A 26565-nucleotide genomic window follows, 5' to 3' on the forward strand; every position below is an offset into this window, starting at 1 on the left:
CGTCACGCCGAGAACCGCGACACAATTCTTTCGGGAGTGGCTGCCCGCGGCGAGTTCATCGGCGGCGTGTTCGCTGGCCATCCCTGCAAAGACCTGAGACGGGCCCGACTAGGGTTTGTACGTAAACCGGGCGCGGATCGCATCGTCGCGCAGGAGGGTCACGCAGTCGAGGCGTACGCCCGGCGGCAGCCGCGGCGCGAGCTTGCGATAAAGGACCTCGGCCATGCGCTCACTCGAGCTGTTGAGGTCCGCAAACTCGGGCAGATGGTTCAGCGTCTTGCCATCGAACGACGTGATAGCGTCGGCGAGCAACCGATCGAGCTCGTTGAAGTCCATGACCCCGCCGATCGCGTCGAGCCGTTCCGCCGACACCTGGGCGTGGACCCGCCACCTGTGGCAGTGCAGCGGCTCGTACTTGCCGTCGTGCAGCCGCAGCGCGTGGGCGACATGCAGGAGGCGCTCGATCGTGAGCTCGTACATCTCGGTCTCCTCGGTTGGGCGCCCCCCCGGGCGCGATCAGCTCCTGACGCCCGCCAGCACCTCGGCCACGCGCGCGACCGCGAGGGACACGTCCCCTCGCTGGTGACGATCATAGCGCCGGGGCAAGAGATCCGCTGGCCCGGCGGAAGCCTCAGCCGGCGAACCTCGCAGCAGCCCAGCCATCTTCGCGACCGCAGTCGCCTCCACGAACGGCACAGCCGCCCGCGTGATCAGCTCATCCGTCTCCGGCGGTGCCATGTCCGGCGTACCCGCCCGGAACGGCCGGTTCCGGCGCGTGCTCCATGGCGAGCAGGATCGCCCGCAAGCTGCGAAGTTCATGCGGGCCCTTTGCATGGACAAATTGTTGATACAGCGTCCCTTTGAGGGAGGAAGCGGGTCGCGGAAGGAAACCGTCCCTCGTGCTGGATCTCGCCTACCCCGCTGCCTCACGGCGGGCGGCATGGCCATGGCGGAGCGGCGATGGCGTGGATCCGCTCGCCTGCGCAACTCCACCGGATTAAGGATCCTGCGTGCCGCACGTGATCCGCCTTCACGCTGACGAGCGCCGAATCCGGGCCGAGATCCCATCCCGCGGGATTTCGCTCGAGGAGGAAGCCACCGTCGCTGTCATCTATCGGCGGCCGCGTCGCGGTTACCCTCCCGTCGCCGTACTCGCGGTGGGCCGCAACGCGCTTCGTGCTGCAGGGCGTGCCCGACCAGGATGCCTCGCACGACGCGCTGGTGCGCGAGCTCAGGCCGTACTTCGGCGCGTCGACCACGCTCGGTGGGGCTCCCCTGCGGGTGCGTCGCCCGCGAGGCCTCGCCGATCTGCGGATCATCCATCTCGCGCAACCCGCGGCGATCTTCGCGGCCGGCGCGCTGCCCATCGCGCTTCACCCCAGGCTCTCGCTCACCGGCAAGGGTGTGACCGTGCTGGGAGCGATACTCGCCTTCTGGCTAGTGTCCTGGTACCGAAAATTCCGGTACGACTGAGGGGGAGCCAGCGCGCATCGTTTGGTCTGATTGGAGGTCGACGTGGAACTACTCGAGAATTTGCTGTGGCTGTGCAGGATCCCCTCGCCTACCGGTGAGGAGCGCAACCTGGCCGACGAGCTCGCTCAACGTCTCGCGGCGCTCCCCTCGGCTTCACCGCCACGCCGCTACGGAGACTCTCTCGTGGCGCCGCTGACGCGCGGGTCGGGAGGCCCCAAGATTCTACTCGTCGGGCAGCTCGACGTGGCGAACGCAGGGCAACGAGGCGAAGCGCGGACGGAGAACAACCGCGCGCTCGGCGCGGGAGCCGCAGAGAAGAGCGGCCTCTGCCTGATGCTCGATCTGGCCGAGCGCCGGCCGCAGGTACACGCCGATATCACCCTCGTGTTTCACGCGCGCGGCGCGTGCGGCTTCGACGCGAGCGAGCTCAGGGTGGTCATGAAGCAGGATACCGAGCTCCGGGGGGCCGACTTCGCCCTGGTGCTCAAGCCCACGGACAACAAGCTTCAGCTCGGCTCGGGAGGCTCCACGCACGCGACGCTGGCGTTTGCAGGCCGCACGGGGCACAGCGGGCTGCCCGGGGCCGGCGTGAACGCGATTCACAAGTTCGCGCGCGTGCTCTCTCAGCTGGCCGCGTTCGAGCCCGTACCCGACGTCGTCGACGGCCTCACCTGGTACGAGATGATGAACGCCACCTCGGCGCACGGGGGCCGCTCCGGCAGCGTCGTGCCAGACCACCTGGAAGTGAACGTGCACCACACGTACGGTCCGAGCACCAGCTCCCATACCTCGCAAGAGCGGCTGATGGCGCTCGTGGACCGCGTGGGGGCCGTCCGGTTCGAGGAGCTCTCCCGTCCGGCGCCGCCGAACCGGAACCACGCGCTCATCGCGGCTCTCGAACAAAGCGGCGTTCAAGGCGTCGAGGCCCGGCAAACCTGGTCGGAAGTCGCAAGCTTCACGACGCTCGGGATCCCGGCGGCGAATTTCGGACCGGGCGCGGAGCGGACGATGCACGCTCTGAACGAGGTGACGGAGCTTTCGGAGCTCGCGCGGGCGCAAACCATCCTCGATCAGTGGTTCGCCAAGATGGCGTGACTTCTGTTGGCATCTTCAGAGAAAAATTGAACAGGGAGGCGGGGAGACGGGGAGATTCATGGGACTTCACTCCCCGTCTCCCCGCCTCCCTGTGAATTTCCCGAAAATTCGAAGGGATACTTCAGATCCCTCACCCGACGCGCCGCAGCCAGCGCTGTTCTGCCTCCGAGACGATCCTGCGTGGCACGGTTGCCCGCTGCAGCACGGGCAGCACCCTTGCCGGGTCGCACCCACAAATCCCCGAGGCCCAGGCGGGATTCGCCTCGACGACGCCCCAGCCCCGCCCTGCCATGCGCCCGACGTCCACGACCACCGCGGGCGGGAGCTCCACGTCAGCGTCGGTGAGCACCGCGCGGATGGACGCGGACGCCGCCTCGACCTCCGCTGAATCCGCCTCCCAGTCGCCCGCCGCGTTGCGCGCGATCTCCCCGCCGCGGATGTAGGGCGAGAGCGCCGCCACCTCGCGCTCCAGCACGAAGCATCGGAACTCCACCTCGAACACCACAGGCTCGCTCACGAGGACAGGCAGATCCAGCGGCAGCCGCGGGTCCGGATCCATCGCAGCGCCGTCCGCGTACACGCGCGCGGGGAACAGCTTCTCATCCGTTGGCTTGATGAACGCAGGCTCACGGAGCGCCAGCGCATCCTCGAGGGTCGTGAGGCGCACGCTGCGAAGGCGATGGCGCTGGGGCAGGCGGGGCAGCCAGTCGGCGGTCGGTTCGAGCAGCGCGACCTCGAGGTCGTCCATGATGGCGTCGGCGAGAATGGTCTCGCCGTAGAGCACGGGGTCGCGCGCCGCGAGGCCCTCGGGGCAGCGGAACGAGCGGATGCGCTCGATGTCCCAGCCGGCCGCGAGGGCAGCGGCGAACAGCGCGTTCGAGTCAGGGCTATAGCGCTGCGAGAGGACGAGCGTCGGCACGCGCTCGGATGTAGCACGATCCCCGGCAGCGCGAGGCTCGAACGCCCGCCGTCGCTCCTCCGCGCCGGCTGAACTTCAGCGCTCTCGCGGCTCACCGCGGCGCGCGGGATCCCGCCTCTGGGCGCCGGCGGCGACGGCGCCAGCGGCGCCTATCGTTCGATCGCCGTTGCGGCTGGACAACAAGCGCCGAAGCCCGTCCTGGAGACTCGTGACGATGGGGACACCATCGAAGCCCAGATCGCAGTCGATCAGCAATCTCGCCATGACCGGCGAGATGCCCGCGATGGCGCACCGCGCCCCGAGCAACGAGGAAGCGCGCACCGTGTCGCGGAGGTGGCGAGCCCCTTCCGCGTCCATGAAAGGCACGCCGGTGACGTCGATGATCAGATGCTCCGCCTGCGTGTCCACGATCGCCTGCAGCAGCACGTCGAGGATACGGGCGGCGCGCTCGGCGTCGATCTGGCCGATGAGCGGCAGCGCGAGGATGCCGTCCCAGAGCCTGAGCACGGGCGTGGACAGCGCGGCAATGGCGCGCTGCTGCTCCTCGCTCACGCGGAGCTGCTCCTCGAGCCGCTGGGTCCGCTCGGCGATCGCGGCCTCGAGCTGCTCCGTCTGGATCCGCAGCTCGTCCTCGGACCGCTTGAGCTCGCCGACGTCCACGTGAATCTGCAGCACTTCGGCCACGTTGCCCTCAGCGTCGCTGATGGGATGGAGCGAGGAGGCGACCCAGCGGGCCACTCCCTTCTGGAGCGTGTCTGCCTGGACCGGATCGTAGCGAATGGTGGGCAACGCCGTGGCCTCGCCCCGCCAGAACGCCTGCTCGACGAGGGGCATCGACCCATTGGCGGACACCTGCTCGTCCTTCAGCAAGCGCCACCCGGCGACATCCCGGAGGCTCAAGCTCCAGAGCTGCTCCCACCGGCGATTCACCTCGAGCACGCGGCTCTCGCCATCGTAGATCATCATGCTCACGATGCCCCCGTCGAGCAGGGCCTTGTAGCGGCGCGCGGGGATCTCCAGCTCGGCAACGCGCCGGCGCAGCGCATCGATCTCACGCTCGAGCTCGGTGATCGTCGGAGTTGTCTTCTGTTCCATGTTCTTTCGGTCCGCGCGCTCCGTGACGAGCATCCTCCCCGGAAAAGACGGCCGCGGTGTGGGCTGGGTCGCGTCCGACGAGCGCGGCGCGGGCGCGTTGATGACATGATGGCCCACGCCGACAGGAGGCGCGCTGCGTTCTATCTCCGGTCGCGGCGGGCTTCAACCCGACGGACGTCTGTTGGATGAGGAGCTCACTTGCATCGCTGATCACGAGGGCGCGGCGAATCCAGCTGTCGAGCTCGGTGAGATCCGGCCAGGTTCCCGGGTTCGTCACACCATGGGATTGCCGAGGATGCCTCAACCCGCGTCGGGTTGTCGGTTGTCGCATCAACCCGGGTCGGGTTCACAGGCCCGATCGGGTCCGGCTCAGGGCGACCCCTGCTTGGCGCACGGGTCCGCCGCCGCGGCCGCGCTGCGGCCCTCCCAGAGGCGAGCGAGCGGGCTCCTCGAGCCGACCGCGCCCGCGGCGGCGAGCGCCGCCCACGTCAGGATGGGGCCATCGCCCTCGAGCACGCGCAGCGGCGGCGGATACCCGGTCGCGGCGAGCTTCAGCCCGCCGGGCGTCGGCAGGAGGAGCAGATCCGGGTTGTCGAGGCTCACGCGCTCCCGCAGCAGCTCGAGCACGGTCGCGTCGCCGTCGGCAAACGACGCGAGGCAGCGCTCCAGCAAGGGCCGCAGCGCCTTCTTCGACGCGGCGGACCGGTCGAGCAGCTGGGTCACGGGCGCGCCCGTATGCGCGTCGAGCACCTGCCAGCGCTCGGGCCCTGGATCCCAGGGGTGCGTGCCGCCCTCGTACCGCATCGCATCGTGGGAGCGGACCGCGAGCAGCCCCTTCTCGTTGAGGGAGATCTCGAAGGTGCGCGATGCGGCCATTCGCTCGCCCGCCTTGCACGCGCGCAAACTCGCCTCGTCTCCCGGCCCGAACACCCACGTGCCGCTCTCGAGCGCGCGGTTGAGGGCCGCCTCGCTCGTCGCCGTCGCGGCGCCGAAGATCTCAGGCCAGGCGAGCTCCTCGCTGCACGCCTCGCCAGGCTCGAAGGGGATCCCGATCCCGTCGGACGGGCCATCGGGGTTCGGCCGCGGCGGGAAGCGGCGCGCCCTCTTCTTCGTGGCCACGAGCAGCACATCGCGCGCGCCGACCGAGGCGAGGTCGAACGGCAGCGAGGCGCCCCGCGGGCTCGTCCACGTCCCGATGAGGTGGCCGTCGGCCCGGCAGGTGCCCGCGAACTCGCCCGTCGGACGCGCCGGATCGCCCTCGACAAGCGCGAGCTCGCCGGCGTCGGTGACAGACCCGGCCAGCGGGATGTCGACGCCGACATGGGCATAGAAATAGCGGCCCCACACGGTCCCTCCGTCGCGCTCGAGCCGCGCAAAGACCTCGAGCTTCGGCCCGATCGTGCCGTGGAAGCCGCGCTCCAGCGCACAGGCGCTCTGCGGCGCCGGCGCGGCGCTCGCGGCAGGCGCCGGCGCGACGCCCACGGCGCGCGCCGACGGAGACGGCGCCGCGGAGGCCGCCGCCTTGGCCACGGCGGGCGCAGCGCCCGCGACAGGCGAGGGCGCGGCCGCAGGGCCGCACGCCGGCAGAGCGAAGACCAGCGGCAGGAACGCTCGATATCGCATGGACAGCCATTGTGCAGAACAGGACCTGACAAATCCCCTCAATTTGTTCGTATCTCAGGCCGGCCTGAAGCGGAGCGGGAGCGACACGGGGCCACGCACGGTGAGCGTGCGGTTGTAGGGGATCTCGCCCGGCGCGCGGGTCACCTCGCCGATCCTCGGGAGCAGCACTTCGAGCGCGACCTTCGCCTCCATCCGGGCCAGCGCCGCGCCAAGGCAGAAGTGCGCGCCGTGCCCGAAGGTCAGGCTCGGCTGCCCGCGGTGCAGATCGAACCGATCGGGCTCCGTGAAGCGCTGCTCGTCGCGGTTCGCCGAGCCGACCAGGGCCAGCACGAGCGAGCCCGCGGGGATCGTCACGCCGGCCAGCGCGACGTCCGACGTCGTGAGCCGGGGGACGGACTGGGTCGGGCCGTCATAACGCATCATCTCCTCGATGAACCTCGGGATGAGCTGCGGCGAGGCGCGCAGCCGCTCGAGCTCCGCGGGGCGCTCCGCGAGCAGGAGCATCGAGCTGCCGAGGAAGTGGGTCGTTGTCTCGAGGCCGCCGCCAAGGATGCTGACGAGCAGATCGATGATCTCGCGGTCGCCGAGGAGCTCGCCGGCTCGGGCGAGCTCGCTCACGAGGTCGTCGGAGGGCGATCGCCTGCGGGCCGCGATGACGTCGGCCATGTACCGGTCGAGCTCCGTGATCGTGGCGCGGACGCGGGCGGCGTGCTCGGCGCTCGCCGGCTCGGGCGTCACGGACAGGAGATCGTCCATCCACCGCTTGAAGTGCGGCTCGAGCGCGTGATCCAGGCCGAGCAGCTCGCTGATCACGAACGCCGGCAGCGGCGCCGCGGCCGCGGCGATGAAGTCGACCTCGCCGTCGAGGCGGCCCGCGAGCCGCTCGCACAGATCGCGGGCCCGCTGCTCGATGCGCGCGATCGCCGGCGCCCCGAACGCCCGGCTCACCAGGCCGCGGAGCCGCGCGTGATCCGGGCCCTCCATGGCCAGGATCGAGCTCGCGAGCGGGTTGTGCCCCACCCACGCCGGCTGCCATGCGGCCCGGAACCCCTGGGACGAGAACCGCTCCGGGCTCCGGAGGACCGTCGCGACATCGGCGTACCGGCTCACAGCCCACATGCCGCCAGGATCCACCTGGCAGACCGGCGCCTCACGGCGCATCGCCGCGTACGGCGTATAAGGATCCGCCCGGAAGGCGGGTGTCATGATGTCCACGCGCTCGCTCATGCGAAGAGACCTCCCGCGATGGCCCCGAGCACACGCCGGGCCCGCGCGGGCGAGGCCGTTTCAACGGGAGATCCGCGGCGCGTCCGTGGCGCCTCGCGAGCCCGCCGGTCAGGGTGACCGGTCACGCCTGTCACCTTGATAAGGTCGTCCCATGCGCGCAGCCGATCTCGACATCCGGAAGCTGCTCGACATCGACGCGCGCGGCGGCGTCGTCCGCTTCGCCGGGGAGCGCGCGGTCATCCTCGACGCCGGGGCGCTCGGGACGCTGCGCGAGGAGCTCGTCCGGCTCGCGGGGTACGCGGGGGCGCGCGCCGTGCTCACGCGCTTCGGCGTCGAGCACGGGGCCCGGATGGCGGCGGCGATGGTGTCCCGGCTCCCCTGGGACAGCGAGGCCGAGCTGCACGGCGCGGGGGCCCTGCTCCACACGCTGCAGGGCTTCATCCGGCTCGCCCCCGGGGACACGACGCCCCTCGCCTCGCGCGGCGCCACGCTGCTCTCGTCGTACGAGGCCGAACAGCACCTGCTGCACCTCGGCCGCGCGGACGAGCCGGTCTGCTGGATGCTCGCCGGCATCGCGAGCGGCTACATGACCCGGGCGACGGGCGAGGCGGTCTACGTCATCGAGGATCGGTGCATCGCCCGGGGCGACGACGTCTGCCACTTCCAGGGCCGGACGCGCGCCGCGTGGGGCGGCGCGCTCGAGGAGCACCTGCCGTTCTTCCGCGAGAGCGTGCTCGACCCGTCGCTCCGCGAGGCCGCGCCGCCGCGGAGGGCGATGGGGCGGGCGCTCGACGCGAAGGCGAGCGCCCTGCCCTTGGCGGCGCCGCGAGGCGAGCCGCCGACCCCGCTCGTCGCGGAGAGCCAGGCGATGCAGCGGGCGCTCGACCGCGCGCGGCGGGTCGCGCCGGTGGACTCGACGATCCTGCTCACGGGCGAGAGCGGCGCCGGGAAAGAGCGGGTGGCGCGGCTCATCCACGGCGCGTCGGCGCGCGCCGCGGGCCCGTTCGTCGCGGTCAACTGCGCGGCGATCACCGAGACGCTGCTGGAGAGCGAGCTCTTCGGGCACGCGCGCGGCTCGTTCACCGGCGCGACCCACGACCGCGCCGGTCTGTTCGAGGCGGCCCGCGGGGGCACGCTGCTGCTCGACGAGGTCGGCGAGGCCCCGCCCGGGGTGCAGGCGAAGCTCCTCCGCGCTCTCCAGGAGCGGCAGGTGCGCCGCGTCGGCGAGAACGCGAGCCGCCCCGTCGACGCCCGGATCCTCGCGGCGACGAACCGCGATCTCGCGGCCGACGCCGCGGCGGGCCGCTTCCGGCGGGATCTCTACTACCGGCTGCGGGTCATCGAGATCCACCTGCCGCCGCTCCGCGAGCGCCGGGAGGACGTCCTGCCGCTCGCGCGGGCGCTGCTCGCGGCGGCGGCACGCCGGCTCGATCGGCCTGTCGCGGGCTTCACGCCGGAGGCCGAGGGCGCGCTGGAGCGCCACGGGTGGCCCGGCAACGTGCGCGAGCTGGAGAACGCCGTGGAGCACGCGGTCGCCCTGGCGCGGGACGGCGTCGCCGATCTGGAGGACCTGCCGGACGACGTCCGCGGCGCCGCGCCGGCCGGCGGCGGGGGCGAGGAGCCGGCCGCGCGGACGCTGGAGGGCGTCGAGCGGCGAGCGATCCTCGCGGCGCTCGAGCGGCACGGCGGCAACCAGGCCCGCGCCGCCGCGGAGCTCGGGATCGGCGCGTCGACGCTCTACCGGAAGCTCAGGAGGTACGCCCGCGACGCGGGGTAGAGAGGCGCCATGTGTCGACGACGGGCGGGCCCCGCCGGTGCCGGAACCCGGAAAACCATGGGGCCCAGCTCTCCGTTCCTGAGAAGCTGCACGACCAGCACATCGGTGCTTGACTAGGGCGACGTCGGTTGGTACTCCTCCGCGCCCATCGACGGAAACGACCTCCTCGGAGGTCCCGGCGCGCTCAGCCTCATCGCTGTCCACGCCGCACGAGAGTGGTTTCCTGAGCGCTGGAATCGCCGTTTGCGGGAGTAACTCAGTGGTAGAGTGCAACCTTGCCAAGGTTGACGTCGCGGGTTCAAATCCCGTCTCCCGCTCCACGACATAGACGCTGCAACACCGGCCGCCGCTGAGCACCGCTCCGCGGCCCCGTGGCGCGTCAATCGACGCCCTCGCCCAGCGCGAGGAGGGCGAAGCTCGCCAGCCAGTGCTCGCCCATGTAATCGCCCGCGACGTGCGGCAGGCTGGCGTCGAGGTGCCGCTCCGCCGCGTCGAGGGCGCGGGCGCGGACCGCGTCCCCTTCGGGCAGCGCCGCGGCGAGCGAGCGCCAGCACCAGGCGCGGCTCAGGTTGAGCCCGTCGAGGTGGGCGATCTTGCCGTCGCTGCGGTCGCTGACCGTCGCGGGCTCGAACAGGGTCGCCGGCTCGCCGCGCGCCGCCCGCGGCAGGAACCGCGCGAACCAGCCGCGGAACTCCGGTCCGGGCAGGGCCCGGCGCATGCACTCGGCCTCCATGAGGGCGGGCGAGAGGAAATCGTCCTGCGAGGGCTCCCACGCCTGGCAGTCCGCGTCGCGGCCGTACCAGGCGCGCGCGGCCTCGGCGCAGCGCAGCGACAGCCGCTCATCGCCCTTCACGGCGGCGTACTCCTGCGCGAGCGCGAGCGCGAAGGCGCTGTTCGTGTGCGCGCCGGCGCGGACCGGATACGTGGCCCTGGGCAGGTACTCGAGGAGCCGGCCGGCGAACGCGTCGCCGAGCGGGGCCAGCGCGGCCGCCCAGCGCCGCCCCTCCTCGGTCTCGTACCGCGAGAGCTCGGCCGCCAGCATCAGCAGCCACGCCCACCCATACGGCCTCTCGAAGCCGCGGCTCGACGGCCGCTGCAGATAGGCCAGCTCGCCGGCGACCTTCTCGCCCGTGAGCTGCGCTTCGAGCAGCCCGCGGACCGGCGCGGCGCCGGGCACACCAGGGAAGAGGCGGTGGATCCGCGCGAGGAGCCAGTGGCCATGAACGCACGAGTGCCAGTCGAAGCTGCCGTGGAAGATGGGGTGAAGGTCGCGCGGGCCCTTCACGTCCTCGGGGCCGGCCATGACGTGATCGAGCTTGTTCGGATACTCCCTCGTCACGTGCCCGAGCGCGATGGCGGCGAGACGCGAGGCGATGTCCGGTGTCAGGGCGTGTGTCATGCGATGGCGACCTCAGCGCCGGAAGGCGAGCAGGTACATGAGGAGCGTGTTCCCGATCAGCAAGAGCAGCGCGGTGGGGAGCTGGACCTTGATCACGCCGTCGCGATCCGGCAATCCGAGGAGGGCCGCTGGGACGATGTTGAAGTTCGCGGCCATGGGGGTCATCAGCGTCCCGCAGAAGCCGGACAGCATACCGATGGCGCTCATGATCGCCGGGTCGCCGCCGAGCCGGCGCACGATCAGGGGGAGCCCCACGGCCGCGGTCATGACGGGAAACGCCGCGAAGGCGTTCCCCATGATCACCGTGAACATCGCCATGCCCACGGTATAGGCGGCCACCGCGGCGAGGCGGCCGCCGCTCGGGAGCGCGCTCCCGGCCAGCTCGCCGACCACGTCCCCCACGCCCGCGACCGCGAACACGACCCCGAGCGCGGCCAGCAGCTGGGGCAAGATCGCCGCCCAGCCCACGATGTCGAGCAGGCGCCGGCCTTCCTGCAAGGGCGCGAGCAGGGGCGGACGCAACCAGGCCACGGAGACCACGAGCGCCAGCACCACGCCGAGGGCGAGCGAGATCAGCGTCGCCTGCTTCGGGTCGAGCAAGTGCGCGCCGCGGATCTCGACCCGCTTGAGGACCAGCGCGCCCAGGAGGGCGGTCGCCGGGATGATCAGCGCCGGGACGAAGAGGAGGTCGCCGCGCCGCTCGGCGCTGGCGCGCCGCTCCTCGGGTGTCGTGGTGGCGGGGCGCCCCTGGCCCAGGCCCCGGACGCCCGCGAGGAGCACGAGCGAGATCACGAGCACCCCGTTGCCGAGATCCCCGAGGCGCGAGCCGAAGAGGAAGCTCATCGCCAGGAGACCCCAGAACAGGGTGTTCTTCCATCGCCTCGAGTTCTCGCGGTCGACCGCGCTCAGGACGGCCGACGCCGCGAAGAACAGCCCTCCCACGACGTAGACGACATCGAGCGTGATCATTCGGCCGCCTTCCCCGCGTCCGCGCGGGCGAGGTCGCGGTGGAGCCGCCGGTCGAGCAGGAGGAGCCGAGTCCCGTGGATCAGGAGCGCCAGGACCGCCGTGGGGATGGCCCAGACCGACAGCTGGAGCGGCTCCACGAAGATGCCGTTCTGCTCGAGGAACGCCTTGATCAGCAGGATGGACGCGATGGCGAGGAAGATGTCCTCTCCGAAGAACAGCGCCACGTTGTCGGCCGCCGCCGCCGAGGCGCGGATCAGCCAGCGCGTCCTGTCCGGCAGCGGTCCATACCGGTTCTCCGCCACCGCCTCGGCCATGGGCGCGATCAGCGGCCGGACCATCTGCGCGTGGCCGCCGAGCGAGGTCAGGCCGAGCGCCGCGCTGAGCTGCCGCACAACGAAGTACACGAGCAGGATGCGCCCGGTCGTGGCCGTCTTCACCCGCGAGATCAGCGCGCGCGCCCGCTCCTGGAGGCCCGAGCGCTCGAGGAGGCCGATGACCGGCAGGACGAGCCAGACAAGGCTCACATAACGGTTGTCGTTGAACGCCTTGCCCAGGACGGAGATCCCCTCGACGAGGCCCATCCCAGCGGAGAGGCTGGTCACGATGGCGGCCGCCGCGACGACCAGGAGCGGATGGATCCGGGCCACGAAGCCGACGACCACGACCACGACCCCGAGGAACGTGAGCATGCTGCTTACCCTCGTGTCCGCGGGCGACGCCGCAAGCCGTCGACGGCACGGTCCACGGCCGCTCGTGCGCGACCAAGGCCCCCGGCGGCTGCCGTCGCCAATTTCAGCTTTTCAATCCATCCGGGCCGCTCGCGGCGGCCTCCTGTCGCTCACCCCTCCGCGCGTCCTGCCCTCATCACAGCCCCAGGCGCCGCAGCGGGAGCTCCCGGGCGCGCGTCTTCGTCAAGGCGAACACCGCGTTGGCGATCGCGGGCGCCACCGGCGGCACCCCGGGCTCCCCGACGCCCCCGGGCGGGGCGTCGCTCTTCACGATCTCCACGTGGATCCGCGCCGGCACCTCCGGGCTCCGCACCACCGGGTAGTCGCGGAAGTTCGTCTGCTCGACCGCGCCGCCCTTCATCGTGATGGCGCCGTGGAGCGCGATGCTCATCCCGAAGACCACCGCGCCTTCCATCTGCGCGCGCACGCGGTCCAGGTTGATGACCGTGCCGGGGTCCGCGACGAGCCACACCTCGTCGACCTTCACCTTGCCGAGCGCGTCCTTCGAGACCGCGGCGACGACCGCCACGTACGTGAGGAAGCTCCGGTGGGCGGCGAGGCCCAGCGCGCGGCCCGCCTTGCGCGCGGCGTCCCACCCCGAGAGCTCCGTCACCCGCTCGATGACGTGCCGGAGGCGGCCGACGTCGACCGGGTGCTGCTCGATCGAGGCCCCGTAGTTCGGGACCTTGTCGACCCCCAGCTCGGCGGGCGTCGCCTTCCGGGCAGGGCCGAGCACCTCGAGCAGCACCTCGCGCGGATCCGCCTGCCGCGCGTGCGCGATCTCGTCGATGAAGCTCTGCACCGCGAAGGCGTGGAAGATGTTGCAGACCGACCGGAGCCACCCGATCCGGACGTGCGCCGGCGCGTCGCACGCCTCGGCGCGGACGTTCGGGGCCGCGAGCGCGAGATCGAGCACGCCGAGGCCGAGCTCGTTGTCGCTCGGGGTCTTCACCTTCGCGTCGAACGTCGACGGGATCGGCGGGAACGCCGTCCGGTGCAGCCACGCCGTCACCTTGCCGCCCGCGTCGAGCCCCGCCGTGAGGTGCTGCGCGCTGACGCTGTGGAAGTAGCCGCTCTGCACGTCGTCCTCGCGGGTCCACTGCACGCGCACCGGCGCGCCCAGCTCGCGCGCGAGCAGCGCAGCCTCGGCCACGTAGTCCGGCTTGGACTTCCGGCCGAAGCCGCCGCCGAGGAGCGTCACGTGCACGGTGACCTTGCCCTCGTCGACGCCGAGCGCCCGCGCCACCTCGGTCCGCGCCGCCTGCGGGTTCTGCGTCGGCGCCCACACCTCGCAGCCGCCCGCGTCGACCTTCGCCACCGCCGAGGGCGGCTCCATGGCCACATGCGCGAGGTGAGGCACGTAGTACTCGGCCTCGACCGTGCGCGCCGCGGCCTTGAGCGCCCCGTCGACATCGCCGACCTTCCGCACGACCTTGCCCGGCGCGCGCACCGCGCGCGAGAGCGCCTCGCGGTAGCTCGCCGAGTCGTACGACGCGTTCTCGCCGTGATCCCATGTGATCTGCAGCGCCGCGCGGCCGCGCATCGCGGCCCACGTCGTGTCCGCCACGACCGCCACGCCCCCGAGCGGCTGGAACCCCACCCCGGCGCCCTTCGGCGCCGGCAGCTCCACGAGCTTCTTCACGCCCGGGACCGCCAGCGCGCGGGCCCCGTCGTACCGCACGACCTTGCCCCCCACGACCGGCGGGTGCGCGATGACCGCGGTGAGCATGCCGGGCAGGCGCACGTCCGCGCCGAACAGGGCCGCGCCCGTGACGATGGCAGGGCCGTCGAGCAGCGGGAGCGGGCCGCCGACGCGCTTGAGCTCCGAGGCGGGGCGGAGCGCGACCGTCTCCGCGTCGGGCACCGGGAGCTTCGCCGCGTCGGCCACGAGCTCGCGGAAGTCCAGCGAGCGCTTCGACTTCGCGTGGTGGACCGCGTGCTGCTGGGCGACGCACTCCGCGGCGGGGACGCGCCACTTCCTGGCCGCGGCCGCGACGAGCATCGCGCGCGCTGTCGCGCCGACGCGCCGCATCGGCTCGTAGCCGCCGCGCACGCTGCGCGAGCCGTCGGTGTTCTGATCGCCGTAGGCCTTGTCGCCGTCGGCTTGCACGATCTTGACCCGCGCCATGTCCGCGCCGAGCTCGTCGGCGACGAGGACCGGCAGCGAGCTGCGGATCCCCTGCCCCATCTCGGACCGGTGGGAGACGATCGACACCGTCCCGTCGGGCGCGATGTGGAGGAACACCCCGGTCCGGAGCCCGGGCTCCGCCTTGGGGACGCTGGGCGTAGGCTGCGCGGGCGGAGCGGCCTCGGCGACCCCGAGCGCGAGCCCGCCCACCGCGAGCCCGAGCCCCGCGAGGAAGGAGCGGCGGAGGAGGACGACGCGTTGCTGTTCCATCTTCACTCCGTGGGAAGGCCGGCGGCCTTGCGGACCGCCGCGCGGATGCGCGTGTACGTGCCGCACCGGCAGATGTTGCCGGCGAGCGACCTGTCGATGTCGTCGTTCGAGGGCCGCGGGTTCTTCCGCAGGAGCGCGGCCGCGCTCATGATCTGCCCCGCCTGGCAGAAGCCGCACTGCGGGACGCCGAGCTCCACCCACGCGCGCTGCAGCGGGTGATCGCCGGTGGGGCTGAGCCCCTCGATCGTCGTCACCGAGCCGCCCGCGGCGCGCTTCACCGGCGTCACGCAGGCGCGCACCGTCTCGCCGTCGAGGTGCACGACGCACGCCCCGCAGAGCGCCTGGCCGCAGCCGTACTTCGTCCCCGTGAGGCCGAGCACGTCGCGCAGCACCCAGAGGAGCGGCATGTCCGGATCCACGTCGAGCTTCTGCTCCGCGCCGTTCACCTTCAGGATGATCATGGTCGGGACTCCTCGGGCGGGCACGCCGCGCCCGCCTTCACCCACGCGTCGACGAGCGCGCCGAAGGCCGCCTGCGAGCCGGGCGCCTTCGTGCGGCCGTGGCCGGGCGCCCACCCCCACGCCACGAGCTCGTCGCGGTTGGAGTGCTCGACGATCTGCGCGAGCGTCTTCTTGCCGTTGCGCGCCGGATCCTTGATCTGCGCGCAGATCGCCGCCGGCGACCGCCCGAGCCACGCCATCTCCGCCGGCGCGAGGTGCCAGCCCGGCGCCCCGGGGACGCGGGCGAGCTCGAGGTTCTGCGCCTGATGGCACGACGTGCACTCCATCGCCGCCACCCCGCGATCGTTCGGACCGCGCTCGGCCGGCGGGCTGTGGCGCTCGCCGGCGTCGCCCTGGCGCGGGACGCCATCATGAGGGTGGCAGTTCACGCAGCGCGGGTGGAGCAGCACCTTGCTCGCCTCCAGGAAGAGCGAGGCCGCGCGCGCGTCGTCGTCCCGGATCGCCGCGAACGCCTCCGGACTGCGGAGCTCGCCCGGAGCGACGGGCGGAAGAACGACCGGCCTGGGCGCCTCCGCGGGACGCGAGTCGCACGCCGCGGCGAGGAGGCCGACGCCAGCCAGCAGGGACCAGAGGAGGAGAGGCTGCATCGCCCGGCCTACCCTGGTGACCCGGCGCGCGGACGACAAGCCCCGATTCGATCTGCGCCCACGGGGCGTCTCCCGTCGCGTCCACCGACAGCGAAGCCCGCGTTACGTCACGGTTTCCGGCGACAGGGCGGCGCGTGGAGCGCGCGATGACGGCGGCCGTGAAACGTCCGTGAGCCGGTGTCGACAGCGCGCGCAGCGCAGCCGCTGCCGCGCCTGTAGCGAACTGTCACGAGGGCGCTGCGCAGCGCGGCTCCACGCCACGACGCGACACCCCGACGCCGGCGCATGTCCTCGCAACCCCTCCGCCGGAGCGATGGCTCGCGGCGTGCAAGCCAGCTCCGGCATGAGCAAGACGCTAGGAATAGGCGAGGCCACCCAGCCATCGCCCTGCCTGATCGCCCCAGCTGAGGCAGGCTGCCACACCGCGTCGAGCTCGGAGCGCGGGCCGATGCCCGGAATGCACGTGGGCTCCCAGCTCCGGCTCATCCGCGCGCTCGGCCAGGGAGGGATGGGGAGCGTCTGGCTCGCCGAGCACGTCGCGCTCAGGACCCATGTCGCGGTGAAGTTCCTTCGCGACATGTACATGGACCACCCGCTGGCCGTCGTGCGCCTCCACCGGGAGGCCGAGGCCGCGGCCCGCATCCAGAGCCCGCACGTGGTGCGCGTGTTCGATGTGAGCTTCACCGACCAGGGGGTCCCCTACATCGTGATGGAGCACCTCGAAGGGCAGACGCTGCAAGATCTGGTGGAGCGCCGCCGGCGGCTCTCGCTCGAGGAGACCGTGTCCATCCTCCGCCAGCTCTGCGCCGCGCTGGCCAGGGCGCACGAGGCCGGGATCGTTCACCGCGACATCAAGCCCGAGAACATCTTCCTCGTGGAGGGCGAGGGGGAGCCCTTCGTGAAGGTGCTCGACTTCGGCATCGCCAAGAACACCCTCGACGAGGCCGAGCGGCTCACCGTCACGGGCGCCATCCTGGGGACGCCGCACTTCATGTCGCCCGAGCAGATGGCGGGCGGCGCGCGGGTCGGACCGCACAGCGATCTCTGGGCCCTCGGCGTCGTGGCCTACTTCTGCTTGACCGGGCAGATCCCCTTCGGCGGCGCCACCGTCGCCGCGGTGGCCGTGGCGATCGACCGCGGGCCGCCCCCGCCGCCGTCCCGGCTCGCCCCGGATGTGCCGCCCGCGATCGACGCCTGGGTCCTCTCGCTGCTCGAGCCCGACCCGGCGCGCCGCGCCCGGAGCGCCCGCGCCGTCCTCGAGGCGCTGGACACCGCCGTCGCCGCCCCGTGCGCCGCGCGGCCCGTCCAGACCCAGCTCATGCCCCCGCGCGACGCCCTCGGCTCGGGCGAAGGCTTCTCGTCTCTCGTGACCACGCTCCTGCCGTTCGGCACGCTGGGCGTGGGCGTGAGCTCGCCCCGGCAGCGGGCGCGGACGCGCACCTGGGCCCTGGCCGCGGGCGCCGTGATGGGCCTCAGCACCCTGGCGTGGGCGGGGGCATCCGGTGTCACCCGGACCGCGCCGGCCGCGCAGACCGCGTCGCTCGCGATGATGGCCGGCGGAGCGCCCGGGCGCGCCGCCCCCGCCGCCGTCGAATCCGCGGCCCAGTGCGAGACGAGGGGCCCGCTGCCTGAGGTGCGGGCCGCGGCCACGGCGCCGCAGGTCGAGGCGCGAGCGGCGGCCACGGCGCAGGACGACGCCAGGCCGCACCAGGCCGAGGCACGGGCTGCGGCCACGACGCAGCCTGCGGCCACGGCGCAGCCTGCGACCCGGGCGACCGCCGACGCCAGGGTGACGGCCGTGTCTGGCGCCCCGAGCGCCCTGCCGGCGGCGCTCGCCGCGCCGACCGCAACGCCGGTCAAGACGGTCGCGACGCGCACGCGCTGGCGCCGCGATCTCGGCTTCTGACAGGAGAGGAGACCCATGCGCCCCCGGCCCAGCACGCTGCTGATGATCACCAGCCTGATCCTCGCGTCGCCGCCGGCGCTCGCCGGCGACGCGGCGGACACCGCCGGCGACGCCGCCGACGAGAAGGCGCGGCGCGACGCCCGGGAGCTCGTGTACCTGGGCGACGAGCTCTTCATCCTGAGGAGGTACGCGGAGGCGCTCCGCGCCTACCAGCGCGCCGAGCAGCTCGTCCGCGTGCCCTCGACCTCCATCGAGGTGGCGAAGGCGCTCGCCGCGATCGGCCGGCTCAGCGAGGCGCGCGAGCTCGCGTCCACGATCGCCTCGTCGCGCGCGCTCCCCGGGGAGCCCTGGCCGTTCATGCAGGCGCGGCGCCGCGCCGACGCCCTGCGCGACGAGCTCGACGACCGCATCCCCCGGCTGAAGGTGCGGCTCGTGCCGAGCCCCGCCGGGGCCAAGCTCCGGATCGACGGCCAGGAGGTGAAGGCCTCCTCGGAGGGGGCCCTGATCGATCCCGGCAACCACTGGGTCGAGATCGAGGCCGACGGCTACGTCGGCGCCCGGCAGCGGGTCTACGTCCCGGAGCGGGAGATCACGGCGCTCGACGTCGCCCTCACCCCGGAGCCCCGCCCGGACGGCGTCTCGCCGTGGGCCATCGGCGGGTTCGTGGCCTCGGGCGCCGGGCTGGCGGTGGGGCTCGGCGTGGGCGCGGCCTACCTGAGCGCGAGGAGCGACCTCGCCGAGGCGTGCCGGCAGGGCGCCTCGGGTTGCTCCGAAGATGCGCGAGGCGACGCGAACGCCCTGGGTTGGGTCTCGAACGTGGGGTTCGGCCTCGCTATCGCCGGCGCGGCCGTCGGCGGCATCAGCCTCGGCCTGGAGCGCTCGAAGACCCCGGCCTCGAGCGTCACCTGGGCGGTTGGTCCGGGCTACATCAGCATGCGGGGGACGCTGTGAGGGCGCGTCGCGCTGCCGCCTGCGCGTTCGCCGCGTGGCTCGCCGGGTGTCAGGTCGTCGCCCCGCTGCCCGACGCCGAGGACGGCGCCACCTCGGCCGAGGGCGACGGCATCGACAGCGGCGCCGCCGCGGGCGACGCCGGCGACGGGAGCCCGGAGAGCTGGGTTCCGCCCACGCAGGAGGCTGGCCCGTGCGAGATCGCCGCGTGCTCGGCGCACTGCGCCCGGTCGATGGATCTCTGCGAGCTCACGCCGCAGTACCCGTCGGTCGAGGCGTGCTGCACCGTCTGCGAGGCGATGCCGTCGCCCGAGGGGTATGCCGGGTGCCGCGCGGCGGAGACCGGCGATCCCGCCGGCTGCACCGCGGCCGGGCCGCTCGGCCCGGAGGGCGACGCCGGGTGCGTCGGGCGGTGCGAGGCGATGTGCACGCTCTACGCGGCCATATGCCCGATCGAGCTCGCGGACATCGCGGCCTGCGAGGCCCTCTGCGCGGCCTTGCCGGCGCCGGAGGTGTTCAACGCGTGCGGCCCGCTCACGGTCGAGGGGTCGCTCGGGTGCAGCACGCAGCAGATCTACGTCGCGCTCGGCGCGGTCGACAAGAAGGCGCGCGACAAGGTGTGCCGCGACATCCTGGAAGGCCGCTGCCCTCCCCCGGCGTGCGCGGCCGGCGACTAGCTCGATCCCGCCTCGCGAGCGGCACCGCAAGCGGGGGAGTCTGCCTGCTCTCCGCCGGTGCGTTCGCCTGGGCTGCCGATCCTTGGGAGCGAGAAGCGCTCGCCGCGGAGGCGGGCGGCGATGTCGGTAGGCGCCGTGCCGTCCGGTGCGGCGCCGGGCACCGCGGGCGCCGCCGTGCCGTTCAGCGCAGCAGGTGCCGCCGTGCCGTTCGGCGCTGCGGGGGTCGCAGCGCCGGGCGCCGCCGGTGCAGCCGGCGCCTCGTCGCCCGGGGCGGCGACGGTGTCGCTGTGCGCCGTCGCGCGGCCAGTGCGGCCCTTGTAGAGAGAGGGGGCGATCGTATCGGCGTCCTCCTCGTCCCAGCGCAGGTACGCGACGGCGCGGCGGGTCTGGTCGTAGGCGTGGACGAGCAGCGAGAACGCCCGCGCCCTCCTGTCCGCGGCCTCGGTCGGCCCGGGGCTGTCGCTCAAGCGCGCCTTTGCCGACGGGACCGTCGCGGTCGATGTGGACCCGCTCTCGCTCCTGTGCCGGCTCGCGGCCAGCGTCCCGCCGCCGCGGTTTCACACGGCAAGTACGCGGGGGTGCTCGCGTCTGCTAGCCGCCCACGTTGGCGCGCAAGCTGATCGGACCGCGCCCTGCGAAGCCGCAACAGCCCGCGAAGGCGGACGACGAGCCCGCTCCCAGACGCAAGCGGGGCGGCTACCGGCCGTGGGCCGAGCTTCTGCGCCGCACGCTTGCGCTCGATTTCCTCGAGTGCCCGGCCTGCAAGGGCAGGATGAAGCTCGTCGCCATGATCACCGAACCGAGCAACATCGCCCGCTTCCTCACCGCGCTCGGTGAGCCGACCGACGATCTAGGCCGCTCACCCAACCAAGGGCCGCCGTACTGGAAGAGCACCGTCCTGCGCCGCAAGGCGCTCAGGGACGCCGCGCAGCTGCAAGAACATCCCGGGCCAGACCAACGCCCGGAGGGCGATGTGTGCCCGCGGCACCCCGATGCGCCCCTTGGCGCGCTCTGCGACGCGCGGGGCCCGCCACTTCGGTTCACAGCGCCACACTTCTTCGCGCAGCGATCCGCCTTCTTTTACCTGCGCGCCCCGGGTCGTTCACGCCGCGATCCATCGGCTGCTCGGGCTGCCGGTGCCACCGGAGGCGTGAGCAAGCTTTGGCCGACGATCGGGCCCAACGCTCGCGTAGACTCGCCCCCGGAGTCTTGCCGCTCGCGAGCGCCCGCGCGCTCTGCGGAGCTCGCCCACGCTGATGTGCGCGCGCCAAGACGCACCGGAAGCTTTCGGAATAGCCTTGCCGGCAAGCGGCAGCCCTATGCCAGGGAGGCAAACGCGAAGGCGCGCGCGGCTTCTTCGGCCGCCTGACGCGGACTGGAGCGGTCCGGGATGTGCTGTGGCGAGAGGTTCTCCTCGCACAGGTGGATCGCTCCTTTCCTGCGCCCCCCGCTGTCGCGCGGCGATCCGGGGCGCGGGCCGGACGGCTCGGATGCCAGGGTGCGTGACATCTCCGAAGTGTACACCCCACAGACCCTGGCTATATTTATCGGCGCGCCGCCCCACCTCGCCATGCCCGGCTTGAGCCCGGCGGGGCCGCTCTTCTCGCGCGCTGCGCCGGGGACGGCCGCCACCACGCTCCTGCCACGGCGGGCCGGCGGGAGGTCGTGTATACTGCAGCACCGTCCCCCGCACCGCCTCGGCGAAACGCCATGCCGCCCCCTATCGACGTCTTCTTCTCCTACTCGCATAAGGACGAGTCGCTGCGAGATGAGCTCGAAGCGCATCTCGCAGCGCTGATGCGACGCGGAGAGATCAGGGGCTGGCATCACCGGAAGATCGAAGCCGGCGACGACGCCCAGGCCGCGATCAACGAACACGTCGATGCCGCGCACGTGATCCTGCTCCTCGTCAGCGCTGATTTCCTCGCGTCCGACGATTGCCACGAGCTCGTGGTGAAGCGCGCGCTCGCGCGACGGCGCGCTGGAGAAGCGGAGGTCATCCCGATCATCGTGCGCGAGTGCGCCTGGCAAGAGGCCCCCTTCGCTGCGCTCGCAGCGCTCCCGCGGAATGGCAAGGCCGTGACGAGCTGGCAGGTACGGGATGAGGCATGGAAGGACATTGTCCTCGGCCTCCAGGCAGCGCTGCGACATGGCCCCCGCCGCGAGCGGCCGCCGGTGACGTCGGAGGGTGCGAGCCCGGCCGCACCGCTGCGGGTCGCTCCGAAGCTCGGCGATGACGAGCTCGAACCCCCGCGGGACAACCCTTTCCAGAAGCGTGGCGCCCTCAGCCCCGAGAAGCGCTCCTATGTCGAGCGTACCTGCGATCATGAGCTCGGGTCCGCGCTGGATCGATACCCGCTCATCGTGATCAACGGCGCCTACGGGATGGGCAAATCCAGCCTCCTCGTGCGTACCCGCGAGCAGCTGAGGCGAAGCAGGAACACGTGCCATCTCGATCTACAGGCGTTTCGAACCGACGACGTCAACGCGTTCTACAAGCGCTTCTTCGAGCTGATTCAACGCCAGATCGGCAAGGCCAACGACTGGATGGGCCTCGCTGACGTGGCCACCCGGCGGCCCATCGCCCTCCTGCTCGACGAGCTAGGCCACCTCACGCCGGACGTCGCCCGGCTGTTCGTCCCGTCGCTCCACCACCTGGCGATGATGGACGAGCAGAGCGTGCGCGTGGTCGTCTGCCTTCCTTGTTCCATCGATGAGTTCCTCGCCGCACGTGGGCTCGACAACCCGAAGCACCAGGACGGATGGCTCGCGATCCAGGTGGTGCCGCTCTCGGACGCAGAGATAGACAGGCTGCTCTCGTTATTGCCGCTGCCCGCGCAGAGGGTGGCGCGAGCGCACCGGAGTGAGATCATCCGCATATCGAACCGCCACCCGAGAGCGGTGCAGTGCATCTGCCATGAGCTATTCGAGGCCGCGCAAGCCGGGCTCCCCTCCGAGGCGCTTCTGGCGCGGCTCGGCGACAAGAGGTGCTACGGATGACTTCCGGGATCCCTTACCGCGCGGCAGGCACCTTCAGCGGCAAATCGTACGTTGAACGGCGCGCCGATCGCGAGCTCAGAAAGGAAATCGAAGACAACCAGAGATACCCGTACCTCGTGGCGCCGCGGCAGAGCGGCAAATCGAGCCTTATCGTGCGCACGATGAGCGCCCTCGATCCGAACGTGTTCCGGTGCGCGTTCGTCGATCTCTCGCCGTTCCCTATCGACGACTACGACGCGTTTTGGCGCCGCTTCCTGGGCGCGGTCGCCCGCAGCGCGCAACTCGCCAGCGACAACATCGACTCGGACTACCCGGAGGACACCTTCCTTCACTGGTTGTCGACGTTCCCGGAGCGGCTCGTCCTGTTCGTAGATGAAATCGACGTCCTGATCGACGCCCGCTATAAGGAGCAATTCTTCAGCCAGATCCGATCCCTCTTCAACCAGCGTGCTGTCGAGGAGCGGCTCAATCGGCTTCAGATCGTGCTGTCAGGGGCAGCGCACCCGTCTCGCCTCATCGAGGATGAGCTTCGCTCTCCCTTCAACGTCGGCATCGAAGTCGAGCTCGACGATCTGTCCCCGGCGCAGGTCAAGCAGCTCTCGCTGCACCTCTCGGAGTCGGGCACAGCCACCGACGGATTGGTGCACGCGAGGCTCTACAGGCACACGGGAGGTTCCGTCTATCTTTGCCAGCTCGTGCTCGAGCAGCTGTGGAGCACGGCCGTGACCGCGAGCTCACGGATCGGCGCAGCCGATGTCGACGCGGCGGTCGATGCCATCGTGCATGGCGCGCCCCGGAACGTCCATTTCAAGAGCATGTATGACACGGTCGTCAAAAACGCTCTATTGCTCTCGGATTTCCGGCGCCTCTGCACCCGGGAAGCAGTCGATGAGCGAGGGCGACAGGAGCTCGCGCTCGTGGGCATCGGCCGCGGCGTCAAGCCGTTCCGGAATGATATCTATCGGCGGGTCTTCGGGACGGGTGGCCCGTTCGATCTGACGCCATCCCGTCATGTTCACGAGGAGGACGCACCGGTAGACTACGATTACTGGCCCCTGTCGCGCGCCGAACGAGAATCCTTCATGACGCTGGAAGCCGAGCTGCTGGAGGCGGAGCCGGCCCCCCGCGTCGCCCCGGACGCGCCGCTGACGCCATTCACACCGAAGTATGCCAATGAGGAGATCCGCTCCCTGAGCGTGCGCCTCGAAGCGGCGCGGAACCGGAAGCGATCGCTCCAGGAGGCTGGGGTGATCACCGTGGCGGTGGAGCAGGAGATCCTCTTCCTGCGCCGACAGCTCAGGGAGGGCAGCCAGCTTCAAGCTGGCGATAGTCTCGGGGATGGACGTTATCTGCTGCTCGAGTCCCTCGGAAGCGGCGGGTTCGGGCGCGTGTGGAGGGCTCTCGATCGCGACAGGAACGAACAGGTCGCGATCAAGGTGCTTCACAGCCACCTGGGTGGAGACGCGATCCGGCTCGAGAGATTCTTTCGCGGGGCGCGGATCATGGCGGAGCTCGTGCACGAAGCGGTGGTGCGCGTCGTCGAGACACACGGCAACGATGGTGGCTTCCATTACTTTGTGATGGCTTTCGCCACCGGGGGTGACTTCCGGCGGGCAGTGCTGGAGAAGCGAATCGTCGGGGGGGCGGTGCTGCCGGTCGTCCTGAAGGTCGGAGAGGCGCTGGCGAAGGCACACGCACAGGGGTATGTGCACCGCGACGTCAAGCCTGCGAACATCTTGCTGGACGAGTCGGGATCGCCGCGGCTCACCGATTTCGATCTGGTGAGCGGCGCGGACACGACGGGCGGGACGCGGACCGGGGCTCTGGGGACGTTCATCTATGCGGCCCCTGAGCTGCTGCACCGGCCGCAGGACGCGGATGCGCGCGCCGACGTGTACGGCCTCGCGATGTCGGCGGTGTTCGGACTTTGTGGGGAAGAGCTGCCGCTCGACGTGCTGCGCAACACGGAGGAGTGGATCGAGCGGCTCTCGTGCTCGGCGGCCGTCAAACACGTGCTCAAGCGGGCGCTCGAGTGGAGGTCGGACGGCCGATTCCGCGATGCAGCTGCGTTCTCGGACGCGCTCCGGGCCGCGTGGCTAGCGTCGGCGGAGGTCCCTGCGGACCATGCGCCGGATGCGGCGCGTGGAGCGGCGGCGGCGCGATAGGGATCGCATCGCTCGCCGGACGCGACGGCCAAGCGGCGCTCGACCCTTCGTGGCGATCGCGGACAGCGCGTTGGTCTCGGCGGTGAGGGCGTTGCGCTCGCGGAGCGGGGCGAGGGTGTCGCGCTTGACGGCCTGCTGCGCGCCGGGATCGAGCATGTAGATCGTGCCGCGGTGGCCCGACCCGAGTGCGATGATCCACCAGTCGCATTCCGCCGCGCAGGAGCCGAGCCCGCTCCCAGACGCAAGCGGGGCGGCTACCGGCCGTGGGCCGGGCTTCTGCGCCGCACGTTGGCGCTCGATGTCCTCGAGTGCCCGGCCTGCAAGGGCAGGATGAAGCTCGTCGCTATGCTCACCGAGCCGAGCAACATCGCCCGCTTCCTCACCGCGCTCGGTGAGCCGACCGACGTTCCAGGCCGCTCACCCAGCGTCGACGCGGCGGCCGCCGTACTGGGGGTTCGGGGCGCAGGGCGCCGCAGGCGACCCGGAGCCCCGAGCGGTTGAAGAGCACCGTCCTGCGCCGAAAGGCGCTCGGGGACGCCCCATAGCCGCCAGAACATCCCGGGCCAGACCAACGCCCGGAGGGCGACGTATGCCCGCGGCACCCCGATGCGCCCCTTGGCGCGCTCTGCGCCGCGCGGGGCCCGCTCTTTCGACCCATGAACGAGGCGTCGCGACGCGCGCGGTCCCGCCACTTCGGTTCGCCGCGCAACACTTCTTCGCGCAGCGATCCGGCTTCGTTTACCTACGCGCATCGTGCTCGGGTCGCCGTCGTCGGTGGCAATCGGCGTGCGGAGGATCCCGAGCGTCGGATGGCACGTGTCGGTCGTGCACGCGTCACCGTCGTCGAGGGTGCCTGTGCAGGTCGACCTGGTCGTGTAGCAGACCTCGAGGCTCGGCCGCTCGGCGAGCTGGGGCTCTTCGCTGCTCCGGAAGCTCGTGGTGAGGACCGGCGCCTCCTCCAGCAGCACGCCGTGGTTCGGAACGCTGCTCGCAAGCCACGCCGCGGTGAGCGAGGTCAGGTCGGCCGTGCGGAACCCGGCGCCGGGCAGCGACTGGAACGATGACGCGATCGCCGCATCGAAGGCGGTGCCGTTCCCGAGGCTCTGCCAGGTCGCCGTTGCCTCGGTCCACGGCGAGGTGATCCGGTGGAGATTGATGGTGCTGGAGGTGGTGTCGTCCCGGTAGATCTGGCGAAGGCGCAGCGTCGCGGCTGTGACGTTCGCCCCGGTAGGCACCGGGGAGAGGTCGAATCGGAGCACGGCGTGACGTACGCCGAACCCGGCCAAGGTGCCCGTGCGGAAGAGCACGGTGTTGTCGGCCCAGGTCGGCATCATCTCCCAGATGGTGACGTCTTCTACGGCGCCGGCCGTGCCGCGCTGGATCGTGACGCAGGTCGGGTCCTCTTCGCCCGCTGCAAGCTTCGCGGTTCCGTGCAGCTCCTCCTCCGGAGCCCCCGAGCTGCAGGCGCCGCCGGCGGCCATCGCGAGGAGAAGGAGGCTGCTCGTGGACAGCCAGTAGCTCCGCCGGCCCAGGCATCGGCGCCCGGATAGGCTCAGAGATCGAATGAGTGGATGTTCATGCCTACGCATCAAGAGCTCCCTTGAACGAAGCTCTGCAGAAGCATGAGCAGCCCAGCACCGATCGGCCCTCAGGGCCTCGCGTACCAAGGGGCGTGCGGCTGCCCGCTCGCCGTTTCACCCACTCAGCGCGGAGTTGTGCGCCACAGCAGGGGGCAGACTCAGTCGAAGTGGGTTCAATGTTTGCACTGCGGTCAGGGGTTCACCCTGACTTCCTAGGGGTGAACGAAAATCGTCACGCTGCGACCGTGACATGTCACGTGACATGTCACGGTCGCAGCGTGACGCCGCCCTCCACGGGGCGGAGGAAGCGGGTGATGGTCTCGAGGTTCGTCGCTTCGGCGCCGGGCATGCTCGCCTCCGCAAAACCCAAACTGGATTGCGCAACTTCGGCGGCCATCGCGGAGCGGGGCGGGCGGGAGGTGACGGCGCTTCTCCGCGGACATCGGGCTGGTACGTCCCCTGCAAGCGGCACACGGAT

Annotated in this window: 22 protein-coding genes and 1 tRNA gene; 10 read left to right on the forward strand and 13 right to left on the reverse strand. The window is 71.6% G+C overall.

Going from position 1 to position 26565, the window contains the following annotated elements; genetic code table 11:
- Positions 1-108: 108 nt before the first annotated feature.
- Positions 109-480 carry a 6-pyruvoyl trahydropterin synthase family protein gene (locus tag WMF46_RS33260; RefSeq protein ID WP_437980878.1) on the reverse strand — a complete coding sequence of 124 codons (372 nt, stop codon included), beginning with the start codon at positions 478-480 and terminating at the stop codon, positions 109-111.
- Positions 481-1176: 696 nt separating this feature from the next.
- On the opposite strand from WMF46_RS33260, the gene WMF46_RS33265 reads away from it, so the two are divergent.
- Together WMF46_RS33265 and WMF46_RS33270 are read left to right on the forward strand one after the other, a co-directional pair.
- Positions 1177-1473, forward strand: a complete 297-nt coding sequence (locus WMF46_RS33265; RefSeq protein WP_437980879.1) for a hypothetical protein — start codon at positions 1177-1179, stop codon at positions 1471-1473.
- Positions 1474-1503: 30 nt separating this feature from the next.
- Positions 1504-2568 (forward strand): peptidase dimerization domain-containing protein, encoded by a 1065-nt coding sequence (locus WMF46_RS33270; protein WP_437980880.1) that lies wholly within the window; start codon positions 1504-1506, stop codon positions 2566-2568.
- Between the two features lie 130 nt (positions 2569-2698).
- On the opposite strand, the gene WMF46_RS33275 is transcribed toward WMF46_RS33270, so the two are convergent.
- The 4 genes from WMF46_RS33275 to WMF46_RS33290 all read right to left on the reverse strand — a co-directional run bounded on the left by WMF46_RS33275 (position 2699) and on the right by WMF46_RS33290 (position 7432).
- Positions 2699-3487, reverse strand: coding sequence for an ATP-grasp domain-containing protein (locus WMF46_RS33275; protein WP_437980881.1), 789 nt, complete (start codon positions 3485-3487; stop codon positions 2699-2701).
- 75 nt (positions 3488-3562) lie between these two features.
- Positions 3563-4582, reverse strand: coding sequence for an STAS domain-containing protein (locus WMF46_RS33280; RefSeq protein ID WP_437980882.1), 1020 nt, complete (start codon positions 4580-4582; stop codon positions 3563-3565).
- Positions 4583-4951: 369 nt separating this feature from the next.
- Positions 4952-6205: a hypothetical protein gene (locus WMF46_RS33285; protein ID WP_437980883.1), complete on the reverse strand. Its 1254-nt coding sequence runs from the start codon at positions 6203-6205 to the stop codon at positions 4952-4954.
- 54 nt (positions 6206-6259) lie between these two features.
- Entirely contained in the window at positions 6260-7432 is a 1173-nt protein-coding gene (locus tag WMF46_RS33290; RefSeq protein WP_437980884.1) for a cytochrome P450, read from the reverse strand.
- Between the two features lie 151 nt (positions 7433-7583).
- Here WMF46_RS33290 and WMF46_RS33295 point away from each other — a divergent pair, with 151 nt between their 5' ends.
- Complete coding sequence (locus tag WMF46_RS33295; protein ID WP_437980885.1) at positions 7584-9209, forward strand: sigma 54-interacting transcriptional regulator; 1626 nt, start codon at positions 7584-7586, stop codon at positions 9207-9209.
- A 245-nt stretch (positions 9210-9454) separates the two neighbouring features.
- A tRNA-Gly gene (locus WMF46_RS33300) sits at positions 9455-9529 on the forward strand.
- Positions 9530-9588: 59 nt separating this feature from the next.
- On the opposite strand, the gene WMF46_RS33305 is transcribed toward WMF46_RS33300, so the two are convergent.
- From WMF46_RS33305 to WMF46_RS33330, 6 genes are all read right to left on the reverse strand, one after another.
- Entirely contained in the window at positions 9589-10608 is a 1020-nt protein-coding gene (locus WMF46_RS33305) for a DUF2891 domain-containing protein (protein ID WP_437980886.1), read from the reverse strand.
- Between the two features lie 12 nt (positions 10609-10620).
- Positions 10621-11577 (reverse strand): DUF979 domain-containing protein, encoded by a 957-nt coding sequence (locus tag WMF46_RS33310; protein WP_437980887.1) that lies wholly within the window; start codon positions 11575-11577, stop codon positions 10621-10623.
- Positions 11574-12266, reverse strand: coding sequence for a DUF969 domain-containing protein (locus tag WMF46_RS33315; protein WP_437980888.1), 693 nt, complete (start codon positions 12264-12266; stop codon positions 11574-11576). The genes WMF46_RS33310 and WMF46_RS33315 overlap by 4 nt, the downstream gene beginning before the upstream one ends.
- Positions 12267-12441: 175 nt before the next feature.
- The gene (locus tag WMF46_RS33320; RefSeq protein ID WP_437980889.1) at positions 12442-14703 is read right to left on the reverse strand and encodes a molybdopterin cofactor-binding domain-containing protein; all 2262 of its coding nucleotides are present in this window, start codon (positions 14701-14703) and stop codon (positions 12442-12444) included.
- 2 nt (positions 14704-14705) lie between these two features.
- Positions 14706-15164, reverse strand: coding sequence for a (2Fe-2S)-binding protein (locus WMF46_RS33325; RefSeq protein WP_437294175.1), 459 nt, complete (start codon positions 15162-15164; stop codon positions 14706-14708).
- Positions 15161-15811: an Isoquinoline 1-oxidoreductase subunit gene (locus WMF46_RS33330; RefSeq protein WP_437709716.1), complete on the reverse strand. Its 651-nt coding sequence runs from the start codon at positions 15809-15811 to the stop codon at positions 15161-15163. Before WMF46_RS33330 ends, WMF46_RS33325 begins: the two co-directional genes overlap by 4 nt.
- 448 nt (positions 15812-16259) lie before the next feature.
- Here WMF46_RS33330 and WMF46_RS33335 point away from each other — a divergent pair, with 448 nt between their 5' ends.
- From WMF46_RS33335 to WMF46_RS33345, 3 genes are read left to right on the forward strand one after another with little or no spacing between them, the layout of a single operon-like run.
- On the forward strand, positions 16260-17717 hold the full coding sequence (locus WMF46_RS33335; RefSeq protein WP_437980890.1) for a serine/threonine-protein kinase: 1458 nt from the start codon (positions 16260-16262) through the stop codon (positions 17715-17717).
- Positions 17718-17732: 15 nt separating this feature from the next.
- Positions 17733-18668, forward strand: a complete 936-nt coding sequence (locus tag WMF46_RS33340; RefSeq protein WP_437980891.1) for a PEGA domain-containing protein — start codon at positions 17733-17735, stop codon at positions 18666-18668.
- Positions 18665-19342 (forward strand): hypothetical protein, encoded by a 678-nt coding sequence (locus WMF46_RS33345; RefSeq protein WP_437980892.1) that lies wholly within the window; start codon positions 18665-18667, stop codon positions 19340-19342. Before WMF46_RS33340 ends, WMF46_RS33345 begins: the two co-directional genes overlap by 4 nt.
- On the opposite strand, the gene WMF46_RS33350 is transcribed toward WMF46_RS33345, so the two are convergent.
- Positions 19339-19809 carry a hypothetical protein gene (locus WMF46_RS33350; RefSeq protein WP_437980893.1) on the reverse strand — a complete coding sequence of 157 codons (471 nt, stop codon included), beginning with the start codon at positions 19807-19809 and terminating at the stop codon, positions 19339-19341. The two genes, WMF46_RS33345 and WMF46_RS33350, sit on opposite strands and share 4 nt — an antisense overlap.
- A 137-nt stretch (positions 19810-19946) precedes the next feature.
- On the opposite strand from WMF46_RS33350, the gene WMF46_RS33355 reads away from it, so the two are divergent.
- The 3 genes from WMF46_RS33355 to WMF46_RS33365 all read left to right on the forward strand — a co-directional run bounded on the left by WMF46_RS33355 (position 19947) and on the right by WMF46_RS33365 (position 24507).
- On the forward strand, positions 19947-20711 hold the full coding sequence (locus WMF46_RS33355; protein WP_437980894.1) for a hypothetical protein: 765 nt from the start codon (positions 19947-19949) through the stop codon (positions 20709-20711).
- Between the two features lie 341 nt (positions 20712-21052).
- Positions 21053-22342: a TIR domain-containing protein gene (locus WMF46_RS33360; RefSeq protein WP_437980895.1), complete on the forward strand. Its 1290-nt coding sequence runs from the start codon at positions 21053-21055 to the stop codon at positions 22340-22342.
- Positions 22339-24507 (forward strand): protein kinase domain-containing protein, encoded by a 2169-nt coding sequence (locus WMF46_RS33365; protein ID WP_437980896.1) that lies wholly within the window; start codon positions 22339-22341, stop codon positions 24505-24507. The genes WMF46_RS33360 and WMF46_RS33365 overlap by 4 nt, the downstream gene beginning before the upstream one ends.
- Positions 24508-24761: 254 nt before the next feature.
- Here WMF46_RS33365 and WMF46_RS33370 read toward each other — a convergent pair whose 3' ends face one another.
- Positions 24762-25988: a DNRLRE domain-containing protein gene (locus WMF46_RS33370; protein WP_437980897.1), complete on the reverse strand. Its 1227-nt coding sequence runs from the start codon at positions 25986-25988 to the stop codon at positions 24762-24764.
- Positions 25989-26565 lie beyond the last annotated feature (577 nt).

Source organism: Sorangium sp. So ce117 (assembly GCF_051524395.1).
Taxonomy (GTDB): Bacteria; Myxococcota_A; Polyangia; order Polyangiales; family Polyangiaceae; genus Sorangium; species Sorangium cellulosum_B.

Bases quoted from the DNA above. Each gene is read 5' to 3' on its own strand.
- WMF46_RS33280 (WP_437980882.1), bottom strand. From the start codon at position 4,582: ATGGAACAGAAGACAACTCCGACGATCACCGAGCTCGAGCGTGAGATC.
- WMF46_RS33285 (WP_437980883.1), bottom strand. From the start codon at position 6,205: ATGCGATATCGAGCGTTCCTGCCGCTGGTCTTCGCTCTGCCGGCGTGC.
- WMF46_RS33290 (WP_437980884.1), bottom strand. From the start codon at position 7,432: ATGAGCGAGCGCGTGGACATCATGACACCCGCCTTCCGGGCGGATCCT.
- WMF46_RS33260 (WP_437980878.1), bottom strand. From the start codon at position 480: ATGTACGAGCTCACGATCGAGCGCCTCCTGCATGTCGCCCACGCGCTG.
- WMF46_RS33320 (WP_437980889.1), bottom strand. From the start codon at position 14,703: ATGGAACAGCAACGCGTCGTCCTCCTCCGCCGCTCCTTCCTCGCGGGG.
- WMF46_RS33360 (WP_437980895.1), top strand. From the start codon at position 21,053: ATGCCGCCCCCTATCGACGTCTTCTTCTCCTACTCGCATAAGGACGAG.
- WMF46_RS33365 (WP_437980896.1), top strand. From the start codon at position 22,339: ATGACTTCCGGGATCCCTTACCGCGCGGCAGGCACCTTCAGCGGCAAA.
- WMF46_RS33340 (WP_437980891.1), top strand. From the start codon at position 17,733: ATGCGCCCCCGGCCCAGCACGCTGCTGATGATCACCAGCCTGATCCTC.
- WMF46_RS33325 (WP_437294175.1), bottom strand. From the start codon at position 15,164: ATGATCATCCTGAAGGTGAACGGCGCGGAGCAGAAGCTCGACGTGGAT.
- WMF46_RS33310 (WP_437980887.1), bottom strand. From the start codon at position 11,577: ATGATCACGCTCGATGTCGTCTACGTCGTGGGAGGGCTGTTCTTCGCG.
- WMF46_RS33305 (WP_437980886.1), bottom strand. From the start codon at position 10,608: ATGACACACGCCCTGACACCGGACATCGCCTCGCGTCTCGCCGCCATC.
- WMF46_RS33370 (WP_437980897.1), bottom strand. From the start codon at position 25,988: ATGGCCGCCGGCGGCGCCTGCAGCTCGGGGGCTCCGGAGGAGGAGCTG.
- WMF46_RS33330 (WP_437709716.1), bottom strand. From the start codon at position 15,811: ATGCAGCCTCTCCTCCTCTGGTCCCTGCTGGCTGGCGTCGGCCTCCTC.
- WMF46_RS33315 (WP_437980888.1), bottom strand. From the start codon at position 12,266: ATGCTCACGTTCCTCGGGGTCGTGGTCGTGGTCGTCGGCTTCGTGGCC.
- WMF46_RS33335 (WP_437980890.1), top strand. From the start codon at position 16,260: ATGCCCGGAATGCACGTGGGCTCCCAGCTCCGGCTCATCCGCGCGCTC.
- WMF46_RS33295 (WP_437980885.1), top strand. From the start codon at position 7,584: ATGCGCGCAGCCGATCTCGACATCCGGAAGCTGCTCGACATCGACGCG.